Source organism: Kocuria marina, assembly GCF_000786655.1.
Taxonomy (GTDB): domain Bacteria; phylum Actinomycetota; class Actinomycetes; order Actinomycetales; family Micrococcaceae; genus Kocuria; species Kocuria marina_A.
Map to the genome: position 1 here is coordinate 1 of NZ_JROM01000016.1, position 11,978 is coordinate 11,978.

An 11,978-nucleotide genomic window follows, 5' to 3' on the forward strand; every position below is an offset into this window, starting at 1 on the left:
TGGACGCCCTCGGTGTCGACGAGCACGTGTGGCGCCACGTGGGTCCACCCGGCACCGGGCTGGTCACCGGGATCGTGGACCACTCCCGCGGCGAGGACGGCCGGCCCCGGGCGCGACTGCTGGACCTGGTCAAGGGGCGCACGGGGGCGGCCTACGGCGACTGGCTCACCGAGCAGGGGCCGGCGTTCACGAGCGGGATCCGCACGGCGACGCTGGATCCGTTCCACGGCTACGCCAACGCCATCCGCGACGAACTCCCTGAGGCGATCACCGTCCTGGACGCCTTCCACGTGGTGAAACTCGGCGGGCAGGTCGTGGACGAGGTGCGTCGTCGGGTGCAGCAGGACACTCTGGGCCACCGGGGCCGGGCCGGGGACCCGCTCTACGGGATCCGCCGCACCCTGCAGATCGGCGCCGAGCACCTGACCGAGAGGCAGGTCACCCGGCTCAACGCGAAGCTCGAGGCCGGGGACCCGCATCACGAGGTCACCCTGGCCTGGCATTGCTACCAGAAGCTGCGCGCGGTCTACCACGCCCGCCCCGAGACCGGCCGCCGGCTGGTCGCCGAGATCCTCGGTGCCTTCCCGTCCTGCCCGATCCCGGAGATCGCCCGGCTCGGACGGACCTTACGCCGGTGGAAGGCCGCGATCCTGGCCTACTTCGACACCGCCGGGGCCTCGAACGGGCCCACCGAGGCCGTGAACGGGGTGATCGAGACGATGCGCCGGGTCGCCCGCGGCTTCCGCAACTTCGACAACTACCGCCTACGCGCCCTGCTCGCCGCCGGCGGACACCGGCCGTGGCGCAAGACCCCTACCCATGCTCATCTGTGAAGGGCCCTCAAACGGGCGCTGTTCCTCTCGGCCTTCGCCTCCTTGCACCACGCCCCGTCGCGGGCCTACTACGACCGGAAACGCGCCCAGGGCAAACACCACAACCAGGCGATCATCGCCCTGGCCCGCCGGCGGACCGACGTCCTGTTCGCGATGCTACGTGACGGCACCCTCTACCAAGACCTCACCGACCCTCAGACCGCGTCATCAGTGGCCCTGGCTGCTTGACGAAAACCATAGAGGCACCCCCCCGCACCCCGTGCCGTGACCGGCGTCAGTCCCACGATGGGCGCCGGTCACGTGGTGGACCCGTGCGGACGAGGACGCGACAGCAGCGATTCCCCTACACTGAACCTGCATCTGCCCCTCCCCCCCAGATACCACAGGACTTCCCATGAGCATCGCCCCGTCCCCCTCGGTGGTAGCCATCGTTCCCTGCCACAACGAGGAAGCGGCCATCGGCAAGGTCGTCTCCGACCTGCACCGCCACGTCCCCGCAGCCGAGGTCTACGTGTACGACAACTGCTCCACGGACCGCACCGCCGAGGTCGCCCGTCAGGCGGGCGCGCACGTCCGGGTGGAGAACGAGAAGGGCAAGGGCAACGTGGTGCGCCGGGCATTCGCCGACCTCGACGCCGACGTCTACCTGCTGATCGACGGTGACGACACCTACGACACCGCCGACGCGCCCATGATGGTCGAGACCCTCCTGTCCGGCCCGTACGACCACGTGCTCGGGGTGCGCCGACAGGTCACGTCCTCCGCGTACCGGACCGGTCACGAATCGGGGAACCGACTCTTCAACGGCATCGTGAGCTTCGCGTTCCGCCGAGAAGTCACGGACATGCTCAGCGGCTACCGCGTCTTTTCGAGGCGCTTCGTCAAATCCTTCCCCGCGCTGTCCCGAGAGTTCGAGATTGAGACGGAACTGACCATCCACGCCGTCAACGCCCGAGTTCCGCAGGTGGAGGTGCCGGTGGGATTCCGGGACCGAGCGGAGGGCACGGAGAGCAAGCTCCGGACCTACCACGACGGGTTCCGCATCCTGCGCATCCTCTCCCAGCTGCTCTTCCTGGAGCGGCCGCTGCTGGTCAACGGGCTGCTGTCGCTGCTGCTCGGGGCCACGGCACTGATCCTGGGACTTCCCGTGGTGTGGAACTTCGTTCAGACCGGTCTGGTGCCACGGCTGCCCACCGCTCTGCTGGCGGCGGCGCTGATGATTCTCGCCGGGGTGTTCCTGGTGCTGGGGGTGGTGCTCAACGGGCTGGTGATGTCCCGCAGGGAGACCTCCCGGCTGTTCTACCTGCGACTGAACCCGCCGCCCTTCCGGTCGGCCCCGTCCGGCACGAGCGCCGAGGGGCCCGGGGGCGCCGTCGGCGGGACGGACACCGCTCCCGCAGAGGACGGCTCCCACAACCGGACCACCGCAGGGAAGGCCCGGTGATGGCCTCCACCGCCGCGGTGAAGCGTCCTGGGAAAGGGCCCGTGCGGCTGACCCTGCGCGCCCTGGGTGTGCTGGTGTGCCTGCAGTTCGTGTTCATGGGCCTGCTCGTGGTGGGGCAGGCAGTGCCGGACAAACCGATCGTGGACAACCTGCTCACGGCCATCAAGGAGGGCACCTACGGGCCCAGCGCGATCCCCGATCGGATGGGGACACAGTCGGACACGTTCACGGAGTGCGTGGTCGTGGGCACCGGTCTCGGGGCCGATCCCGAGGAGACGGCGCGCAGCCGGGCCGCGCGCATGCCCCGGATCGGCAACTGCGACGGCGGGGCCGAGGACGTGAAGGCCGTGGGTGCCGGCAAGGTCTTCGCGGACATGGACTACTACAAGTACTGGGCCGGTTACACGGTCTTCACCCGCCCGGTGCTTGCCGTAGCGGGAATGGACGGACTGCGGATAGCCTCTGGCACCCTCATGGTCGCGGCTCTCTTCGGTGCGTTCCTGGCGGTGCGGGCACGGACCACCACCGCGGTGGCCGTGGGCCTGCTCCTGCCGCTCGTGGCGGGGACGAACATGCTGTCCACACCGTCCACCTCCTTCAGCCAGTCCATCTCGATCGCCTTCATCCTCATCTCGGTCGCCCTCACAGCGGCAGGTGCCGGACGCAGTGCATACCTGGGGCTGCTGGGGGCCGTGGTGGGTGCAGGCATGTTCTGCTACGTGGACCTGCTCACCACCCCCGCGATCCCGTGGGCGCTGTCCGCGTTCACCCTGGCCGCCGCGGTCTGGTTCCGCGAACGGCGGCTGGGAACCGCGGCGCTGTGGGGTGTCCTGGGGGCCGTGGCATGGGGAGGGGCTTTCGCCTTCACCTGGGTGTCCCGATGGGTTTTCGGTGCGGCGTTCCTGGGCCTCGACAGGACCGTCGCCATGGTCAAGCAGAACGTGGGATTCCGCACGGGTGGTACCTGGCGTGGCGTCTCCGACGCCTTCGGCGCGGGCGTCACCAAGAACGTGGCGTTCTGGTGGACCCACATTCCCACCGCGCACCTGGTGCTCTGGGCCTGCCTCGTCACCGTGCTCGTGGCCCTGGTGATTGCGGCCCTGCGCGGCGGGGTGCGCCAGTGGGGCGTGGCCTTCGTGCTGAGCCTGCCCGCCATGGTGGTGCCGTTCTGGTACACCGTGGTGAGCAACCACTCCCAGATCCACGCGTTCTTCGTCAATCGCGGGGTCCCCACGGCACTGGCCGTGGTCACCGCGGCGTGCCTGCTCGCCGCGGCCCGCCCCCGCACCCGGCCCGATCAGGATCCCGCGGTCGCCGGGGAAGTCCCGCCGCAGGTGGGCGGTAGGGTAGCCCGGTGAGACCAGGACTCCGGAACCGGAAGGAAGGCTGTCGCCCGTGAGCAACACCAGTGATGAGACGCCCCAGCAGAACCCGGCGTCGGACGCCGTAGGCCCCACCGGCCGCCCCGTGCGGACCTTCCCGGACCCGCCCGAACTCACGGAGCACGGCCCCGCCCGGATCATCGCGATGGTCAATCAGAAGGGCGGCGTGGGCAAGACCACGTCCACGATCAACCTGGGGGCCGCGCTCGCCGAGCTGGGGCGCAAGGTGCTGCTGGTGGACTTCGACCCGCAGGGCGCGCTGTCCGCGGGCTTCGGCTCCAACCCCCACGAGCTGGACCTGACCATCTACAACGTCATGATGGACCGCTCGGTGGACGTGTGGGACGTGGTGCAGCAGACCCACGTGGAGAACGTGGACCTGTTGCCCGCCAACATCGACCTCTCCGCCGCGGAGGTCCAGCTCGTGACCGAGGTGGCCCGCGAACAGGTGCTCGCCTCCGCGCTGCGCAAGGTCGAGGACTACTACGACGTGATCCTCATCGATTGCCAGCCGTCCCTGGGGTTGCTCACGGTCAACGCGCTCACGGCGTCGCACGGCGTGATCATCCCGCTCATCTGTGAGTTCTTCGCGCTGCGCGCGGTCGCGTTGCTCGTGGACTCGATCTCCAAGGTCCAGGACAGGATCAATCCCAAGCTGCAGATCGACGGCGTGCTGGCCACGATGTTCGACTCCCGCACCCTGCACTCGCGCGAGGTGATCGCCCGCATCGTGGACGCGTTCGGGGACAAGGTCTTCGACACCGTCATCAAGCGCACCGTGAAGTTCCCGGACGCCACCGTGGCCGCCGAGCCGATCCTCAACTTCGCGACCAACCACCCCGGGGCGGAGTCCTACCGCCAGCTCGCGCGCGAGTTGATCTCGCGCGGCGGGGCGCCGTGATCCCCACGCGCTCGTGAGCACCGCCGAGCTCGAGGGGAACGGACCGTCGGGGTCCTCCGGCGAACAGCCAGAGGCGCGGACCGGCGCGGCCACGGGCTTCACCGTGTCGCTGGAGAACTTCCAGGGCCCGTTCGACGTCCTGTTGTCCCTGATCGCCAAGCACGAGATGGACATCACCCAGGTGTCCTTGTCCGCGGTCACGGACGAGTTCATCCAGTACGTGCGCGAACTGCAGGAGATCGCCTCGCCCAAGGCTCTCGACGAGGCGAGCGAGTTCCTCGTGGTCGCGGCCACGCTGCTCGACCTCAAGGCCGCGCGCTTGTTGCCGCGCGGCGAGGTCGAGGACGAGTACGACGTCGAACTGCTCGAAGCGCGCGACCTGCTGTTCGCGCGCTTGCTGCAGTACAAGGCGTTCAAGGAGGTCGCGGGGCAGCTCAACGCGCGCTTCGCCGCGGAGTCGGTGCGGATCCCGCGCCACGTGGACCTGGACCCCGCGGTGGTCACGGCCCTGCCGCCGCTCACGTGGACGCTCACCCCCGATCAACTCGCGCACCTGGCCGTCGTCGCGCTGGATCCCGAGCGGCACGTTCCCGAAGAGGTCGACGTCGCTCACCTCCACGGCGCGCGGGTGCGGGTCGCGGACGAGGCCGAGACGCTCGCCGAGGCGCTGCGGGACGGCGAGGAGCACACGTTCCGGTCCTTGATCGCGGATGCCACCTCGACGATCGTGATCGTGGTGCGGTTCCTGGCCCTGCTCGAGATGTACCGGGACCGGGTGGTGCGGATGCGCCAGGACGAGGTGCTCGGGCCCCTGCTCGTGCGCTGGGACGGATCCGAGGACTGGGCCGCCCAGTCCCTGAGCAGCGAGTACACCGGTGCCGAGGCGGAACCGGCGGCGAGCGCCGAGGAGCAAAACCTGGGAGAATGAATCCCGCACAGGATCGGTGTGAACCGTACCGAAGGAGATGATGAGCGCGTGGCGGAACCCAGCCCCGCACGACCCCCCGTTGTCGACACCGTCGACACCCCAGACACTCACGCCACGGACGTGGCCGGCTCCGCTGCGGACGCCGCCGGGCACCACGACCCCGGTGAGACCGGACAGCCCGCCGGGGTCGACGACGCGCAGCTGTATTCGGCCCTGGAGGCCGTGCTCATGGTGGCCGCGGCCCCCGTGCAGCTCGAGGAGTTCGCGCGCGTCACGGGCGAACCCGTGCACCGGGTGCGCAGCGCCCTGGAACACCTCAAAGCCGACTACGACGGCGTGATCGGAAACACCCCGGCGCACTCACCACGGGACGGCACTGCCGGATATGATGGACGGTCGGCCTCCCGCGACGAGGCGGTGCCCGCCGCCCGCGTGCGAGGTTTCGAACTGCGCGAGGTGGCCGGCGGGTGGCGGATCTACTCCCGCAGCGAGCACTCGCAGCTCGTCACGGACTTCGTGGTGGAGGGCAGCAGCTCGCGGTTGTCGCAGGCCGCCCTGGAGACCCTGGCCGTGGTGGCCTACCTGCAACCGGTCTCCCGTTCCCGCGTCTCGGCGATCCGCGGCGTGAACGTGGACGGCGTGGTACGCACCCTGGTGCAGCGCGGGCTGCTCACGGCCCACGAGCGCGAGGAGGCCACGGGCTCCGTCCTGTACTCCACCACCCCGCTCTTCCTGGAAAAACTCGGTCTCGGCTCGCTGGACGAGCTCCCGGACATCGCACCCCTGCTGCCGGGAACCGACCAACTTGACGACATAGAGGACTGATCGACGCATGGCACAATCACGCAACAACCCATCCCGCGGCGGGGGAGCCCGCGGCCCCCAGGGTCGCGGCAAGGGCTCCAAATCCGGGCCCAAGGCCGGCTTCCGCTCGGGTCCCGGTAAGGCCTCCGGATCCCGCTCGGGCGACGCAGCCGGGCGCGGCTACTCCAAGGGCCCGGGTGTCGGGCGCGGCAAGGCGGCGGGCAAGCCCAAGGCCGCGGCGTCCCGCAAGGGACCCCAGAAGCCTCGCGCCTTCGCGGGCGTGGACAAGTACGAGCGCCGCGCGGCGGCAATCAAGGAGCACGGCCCGCACCGGCGTCGTCGTCCCAAGAACCCGCCCGTGGACCGGCTGGAGGTGCACGACGAGAACGGCGTGCGGCTGCAGAAGCTCATGGCCCAGGCGGGCGTGGCGAGCCGGCGCGTGTGCGAGGAGATGATCCAGGACGGTCGCGTGTCCGTGGACGGTGAGATCGTCACCGAGCTGGGCGTGCGCGTGGATCCTGTGCTGCAGGCCGTGCACGTGGACGGGATGCGCATCCAGACCGACGAGAAGCTCGTCTACTACGCGTTCAACAAGCCCGCCGGTGTGGTCTCCACCATGGAGGACCCGGACGGCCGGCGCTGCGTGAGCGACTTCCTGGACCCGCGCAAGCACGAACGCGTGTTCCACGTGGGCCGCCTGGACGTGGAGACCGAGGGTCTGTTGCTGCTCACCAACGACGGCGAGCTCACCAACCGCCTGACCCACCCCTCCTACGAGGTCCCCAAGACGTACCTGGTCCAGGTGCACGGGCCCGTGGAGAAGGGCGTGGGCAATCAGATGAAGCAGGGCATCCGGCTCGAGGACGGCGATGCGAAGGTGGACGACTTCCGCCTCGTGGACTCCACCCCCGGGCACGTGCTCATCGAGGTGGTGCTGCACTCCGGGCGCAACCGGATCGTGCGCCGCATGTTCGACGCCGTGAACCACCCCGTGGAGAAGCTCGCGCGCACCCACGTGGGCCCCATTGCGATCGGGGACCAGCGCCAGGGCACCGTGCGCAAGCTCTCGCACACCGAGGTGGGCAACCTCCTCGCGTCCGTGGGGATGTGATCGTGGTTCCCGTGACAGCATCCACGACCGGACCGGTGCTGGTCATCGGTTCCGGTCTGCTCGGGGCGAGCATCGGCCTGGGCCTGCGGCACCTGGGTGTGAGCGTGTACCTGCGGGACTCCTCGCCCACCACGGAGGCCGTGGCCCAGGACATCGGCGCGGGGCGCAGCGTGCGCGCCGCGGGCGGGGACGTGCCCGAGCCCGTGCTCGTGGTGGTCGCCGCCCCGCCGGACGTCGTGGCCGATCTCGTGGTACAGGCACTGACCGATCACCCGGGTGCCACGGTGCTGGACATCGCCTCCGTCAAGGCCCCCATCCTGGCCGCCGTCACGGCGTCCGGTGCGGACCTCACCCGGTACGTGGGGACCCACCCCATGACCGGGCGGGAGAAGTCCGGGCCCGTGGCCGCGCGCGGGGAGTTGTTCACATCCATGCCGTGGGTGATCTGCCCCGGTCCTGAGACCGGTGTGGGCGCCATCACGGCGGCGAAGAACCTCGCGGTAGACCTCGGCGCCACGATCACGGTGTTGGACCCCACCGAACACGACGATACCGTCGCGCTGATCTCCCACGTACCGCAGGTGATGTCCTCCCTGCTGGCCTCCCGGTTGCAGGACACCCCGCTGCACCACCTGTCCCTCGCGGGTCAGGGGTTGCGGGACACCACCCGGATCGCGGGCTCGGACCCCGGTCTGTGGGTGCAGATCCTCTCCGCGAACGCCCGGCCCGTGGTGCGCTCGCTGTACGAGGTGCGCAAGGACATCGAACGGCTCATCGCCACGCTGGAGGACCCGGCGGCGGACGGTGCGCGATTGGACATCGCCCAACTCATGGCCGAGGGCAATGCGGGCCAGGCGCGGATCCCCGGCAAGCACGGCGGGGCACCGCGGGCCTTCGCGACCTTCACCGTGGCCGTGGACGACACCCCCGGGACCATTGCCAAGTTGCTCACGGAGATCGGGGAGATCGGGGTCAATCTGGAGGACCTGCGCCTGGAACACTCACCCGGGCAACCGGTGGGCCTGGTCGTGGCCTCGGTGGATCCCAACCGCCGGGACGGCCTCGTGGACGAGCTGCAGGAACGCGGCTGGAAGGTGGTGCAGTGATGAACGCATGGGACACGAACGCGCGACTCGTGGTCGCGATCGACGGGCCCTCGGGCTCCGGGAAGTCCTCGGTGTCCAAGGAGGTGGCCCGCCGCTTCGACCTGGCCTACCTGGACACCGGGGCCATGTACCGCGCGGTGACCTGGTGGTGCCTTGAATCCGGGGTGGATCTCACCGATCCGCAGGCCGTCACGGCCGCAACCGAGACCGTCCCCCTGGAGATGGGCACCGATCCCCACGAGGAGCGGATCACGGTGGCCGGGCAGAACGTGCGCACGGCGATCCGCGGTAACCGGGTCACGGACCACGTCTCTGCGGTCTCCACGACCATCCCCGCCCGCGAGGTCCTGGTGCGCATGCAGCAGGACATCATCCGGGACAGCGGGTACCGGATCGTGGCCGAGGGCCGGGACATCACCACGGTCGTGGCCCCGGACGCCCATGTGCGGATCCTGCTGACCGCCTCGGAGGCCGCGCGGATGGCGCGGCGGGGCAAACAGGTGGGCGCAGCGGCGTCGTCGGACCTGGAGGCCCGTGTGGTGGGCAGGGACGCCAAGGACTCCACCGTGGTGAACTTCACTACGGCGCAGGACGGTGTGCACCTGCTCGACTCCTCCGAACTGACCATGGAACAAACGGTGCAGGGCGTGATCGACCTGATCATCCGCGCCACCACACACGACGGGGCGCTCGCCGCGCCTCACGACACGGGCGCCAACGCCCCCGAAGAAGCGAGGTAACCATGAGCGCATCGGACGAGCCCACGGTGGACTCCTACGAACAGTCCGTCCTGGGCGGGGGCAACGAGGACATCTCCCAGCGCCTGGCCGCGATCGACGACGCCGAGGCCGAGGCCCGTGCGCAGGCCCTGCGCGAAGGGCTGGCCGACTACGAGCTGGACGACGAGGACGCCGCGCTGCTCGCGGACTGGGTCGACGGCGACGACGAGCGGGACGCCCGCCGCCCCGACCCCGTGGTGGCCGTGGTCGGCCGGCCCAACGTGGGCAAGTCCACACTGGTCAACCGCGTGATCGGGCGCCGCGAGGCCGTGGTCGAGGACACCCCGGGCGTCACGCGCGACCGCGTGTCCTACAAGGCGGAGTGGAACGGGAAGAACTTCACCCTGGTGGACACCGGCGGGTGGGAGCAGGACGCCAAGGGCATCCACAAGCGCGTGGCCGATCAGGCGGAGCTGGCCGTGGAGAACGCGGACGCCGTGCTGCTCGTGCTGGACGTGACCGTGGGGGTCACCGCGACCGACGAGGCCGTGGTGTCCATGCTGCGGCGCGTGACCAAGCCCATCATCGTGGTGGCCAACAAGGCGGACTCCCCGCAGCTCGAGATCGAGGCCACCGCGCTGTGGTCCCTGGGCATGGGGGAGCCGTTCCCGGTGTCCGCGCTGCACGGCAAGGGCTCCGGTGATGCGCTGGACGCCCTCGTGGCCGCGCTGCCCGAGTACTCGGAGGTGGCCGAGGCCGAGCTCGAGGGTGGACCGCGCCGCGTGGCCCTGATCGGGCGGCCCAACGTGGGCAAGTCCTCCCTGCTGAACAAGCTCGCCGGTTCCGAGCGCGTGGTCGTGGACGAGACCGCCGGCACCACGCGTGACCCCGTGGACGAGATCGTGATGCTCGGTGGGGAGCCGTGGCGCTTCATCGACACCGCGGGCATCCGCCGCCGTGTGCACCTGCAGCAGGGGGCGGACTTCTACGCGTCGCTGCGCACCCAGACCGCTCTAGAACGCGCCGAGGTGGCCGTGGTGCTGCTCGCCGTGGACGAGGTGCTCTCCGAACAAGACGTGCGCATCCTGCAAATGGCTGTGGACTCGGGCCGCGCGCTGGTGCTCGCGTTCAACAAGTGGGACACCCTGGACGACGAGCGCCGGTTCTACCTGGAGCGCGAGATCGAACGGGATCTGGCCCACGTATCCTGGGCTCCCCGGGTGAACCTCTCGGCCAAGACCGGGTGGCACAAGGACAAGCTCGTCCCCGCGCTGCACACCTCCCTGGACTCGTGGGACCGCCGGATCCCCACCGGGCGGCTCAACGCGTTCCTGGGGGAGATCGTGGCCGCCCACCCGCACCCCGTGCGCGGTGGCAAGCAGCCCCGCATCCTCTTCGGGACCCAGGTGGCGTCCCGGCCGCCCAAGTTCGTGCTGTTCACCACCGGCTTCCTGGACCCCGGCTACCGCCGGTTCGTCCAGCGCCGGATCCGGGAGACCTTCGGTTTCGAGGGCACCCCGCTGGAGGTCACCATGCGGGTGCGGGAGAAGCGTCAGCGTAAGCGCTGAGTGGTTGCCCTCCTGGCTCGGTTTCCATTCGGTGCGGGCGGCTCGCGAGTCGCCCGCGCCGATGTGAAATTCGGGTCCGGTTGGGGTAATGTAACTCGGGTGTTCGGGGCCGGAACCGGTGCCGAACACGGTCGCGGGATGTGGCGCAGCTTGGTAGCGCACTTGACTGGGGGTCAAGGGGTCGCAGGTTCAAATCCTGTCATCCCGACCGAGTGAACCGGCTCCGGCCAGGCAGAGATGCTTGGTCGGGGCCGGTTTTTTCGTGCGTAGTGAGGTTCACGGCCTCCACCCGAATTTCTAGTGGAGCTAAATCACTTTTCCGTGCCCGTGGCTGCTCTAACTCCACTAGAAATCACGCCCCGCCGCTCAAGGACCCCTCACGTCTCCCGCGTGAGCCGCACCCACCCGTCGGTCAGAGCGGCGCGCAGGCCCGCCTTGCGCGAGACCGCGGGCAGTGCGTGCGAAAGGCATGCCACGGCGTCGTACCCCGAGTGGTCCACGCCCGGCAGGACGTGCAGGTTCGTGTCGAAACCCGCGTCCCGGAACGCCGCGACGCCCTCCTCCGCGGCGCCCAGCGCGCTCCACTCGGGCGGGTTCGTGGCGCCGTCCACGTCCTGATCGCCCACCCACCAGTGCATCTCCGTGTTGCCGATGCACGGCCGGGCCTTCTTCTTGGTGGCCACCGGCGCGTTGGCACCACCGCCGCCGATGATCACCGCGCCGCCGTGCGTCATCCCGGGAATGCCCCGGTCCAGCAGTTCGTAGGTGATGAACTCGGCGCCGCCGCTGTAGCCCACGAGCCAGATGTTGCTCGCGTCCACCTGCGGGTTCCGCTCGACGATGTGCTCGTGCAGCGCCCGGAAGTACTTGCCGTTCGCCTTGCAGTCCTCCCACCACGTGTAGCCGTCGCCGGAGCCGTCCTCGTCCGGCGTGTTCACCGCTACGAACATGAGGTCCCGAGCCCGTGCTGCCACCGCGAGCCGGGCCAGATCGCCCTCGTCCGGCCAGTTGATGGACGTGTCGTCCAGGTCCCAGTAGTCCCCGTCGAAGTAGTACATAATCCCCGCGGTGCCCGAGTCCCACACGTGGTACCACGAGCTCAGACCGTTCGGCGCGGTGAAGTCCACGAAAGTTGCCGGTGCCACTGTCCCCCCTGAGATGATCCGCCCCGCTTCCCCCGCG

At 69.7% G+C, this 11,978-nt stretch carries 11 protein-coding genes, 1 tRNA gene and 1 pseudogene; 12 read left to right on the forward strand and 1 reads right to left on the reverse strand.

The window, feature by feature from the left end; genetic code table 11:
- The 12 genes and pseudogenes from AS25_RS02690 to AS25_RS02745 all read left to right on the forward strand — a co-directional run.
- Positions 1-833, forward strand: an 833-nt coding sequence (locus AS25_RS02690) for an ISL3 family transposase (RefSeq protein WP_035961096.1), incomplete at its 5' end; no start/stop codon positions are given.
- Positions 834-1,061, forward strand: a pseudogene (locus tag AS25_RS02695) (IS110 family transposase); the annotation flags it as partial.
- 166 nt (positions 1,062-1,227) lie between these two features.
- Positions 1,228-2,277: a glycosyltransferase gene (locus tag AS25_RS02700; RefSeq protein ID WP_084117966.1), complete on the forward strand. Its 1,050-nt coding sequence runs from the start codon at positions 1,228-1,230 to the stop codon at positions 2,275-2,277.
- The gene (locus AS25_RS02705; protein WP_085105877.1) at positions 2,277-3,635 is read left to right on the forward strand and encodes a hypothetical protein; all 1,359 of its coding nucleotides are present in this window, start codon (positions 2,277-2,279) and stop codon (positions 3,633-3,635) included. Before AS25_RS02700 ends, AS25_RS02705 begins: the two co-directional genes overlap by 1 nt.
- A gap of 37 nt (positions 3,636-3,672) precedes the next feature.
- Positions 3,673-4,560 carry a ParA family protein gene (locus AS25_RS02710; RefSeq protein WP_035961116.1) on the forward strand — a complete coding sequence of 296 codons (888 nt, stop codon included), beginning with the start codon at positions 3,673-3,675 and terminating at the stop codon, positions 4,558-4,560.
- Positions 4,561-4,663: 103 nt separating this feature from the next.
- Entirely contained in the window at positions 4,664-5,488 is an 825-nt protein-coding gene (locus AS25_RS02715) for a segregation and condensation protein A (RefSeq protein ID WP_052160706.1), read from the forward strand.
- 201 nt (positions 5,489-5,689) lie between these two features.
- A complete protein-coding gene (gene scpB / locus AS25_RS02720; RefSeq protein ID WP_437123706.1) occupies positions 5,690-6,313 on the forward strand; it encodes an SMC-Scp complex subunit ScpB in 624 nt (207 codons plus the stop codon).
- 7 nt (positions 6,314-6,320) lie between these two features.
- Positions 6,321-7,403, forward strand: coding sequence for a pseudouridine synthase (locus AS25_RS02725; RefSeq protein ID WP_035961121.1), 1,083 nt, complete (start codon positions 6,321-6,323; stop codon positions 7,401-7,403).
- Positions 7,400-8,509, forward strand: coding sequence for a prephenate dehydrogenase (locus AS25_RS02730; RefSeq protein WP_035961128.1), 1,110 nt, complete (start codon positions 7,400-7,402; stop codon positions 8,507-8,509). The genes AS25_RS02725 and AS25_RS02730 overlap by 4 nt, the downstream gene beginning before the upstream one ends.
- Positions 8,509-9,249 (forward strand): (d)CMP kinase, encoded by a 741-nt coding sequence (cmk, locus tag AS25_RS02735; RefSeq protein WP_035961130.1) that lies wholly within the window; start codon positions 8,509-8,511, stop codon positions 9,247-9,249. Before AS25_RS02730 ends, cmk begins: the two co-directional genes overlap by 1 nt.
- Before the next feature lie 2 nt (positions 9,250-9,251).
- Positions 9,252-10,796: a ribosome biogenesis GTPase Der gene (der, locus tag AS25_RS02740; RefSeq protein ID WP_052160653.1), complete on the forward strand. Its 1,545-nt coding sequence runs from the start codon at positions 9,252-9,254 to the stop codon at positions 10,794-10,796.
- A gap of 134 nt (positions 10,797-10,930) precedes the next feature.
- Positions 10,931-11,004 (forward strand) — tRNA-Pro (locus AS25_RS02745).
- 169 nt (positions 11,005-11,173) lie between these two features.
- On the opposite strand, the gene AS25_RS02750 is transcribed toward AS25_RS02745, so the two are convergent.
- Positions 11,174-11,941: an alpha/beta hydrolase gene (locus AS25_RS02750; RefSeq protein ID WP_035961132.1), complete on the reverse strand. Its 768-nt coding sequence runs from the start codon at positions 11,939-11,941 to the stop codon at positions 11,174-11,176.
- Positions 11,942-11,978 lie beyond the last annotated feature (37 nt).

Coding starts and splice junctions, on each gene's coding strand:
- AS25_RS02700 (WP_084117966.1), top strand. CDS start 1,228: ATGAGCATCGCCCCGTCCCCCTCGGTGGTAGCCATCGTTCCCTGCCAC.
- AS25_RS02705 (WP_085105877.1), top strand. CDS start 2,277: ATGGCCTCCACCGCCGCGGTGAAGCGTCCTGGGAAAGGGCCCGTGCGG.
- AS25_RS02725 (WP_035961121.1), top strand. CDS start 6,321: ATGGCACAATCACGCAACAACCCATCCCGCGGCGGGGGAGCCCGCGGC.
- cmk (WP_035961130.1), top strand. CDS start 8,509: ATGAACGCATGGGACACGAACGCGCGACTCGTGGTCGCGATCGACGGG.
- der (WP_052160653.1), top strand. CDS start 9,252: ATGAGCGCATCGGACGAGCCCACGGTGGACTCCTACGAACAGTCCGTC.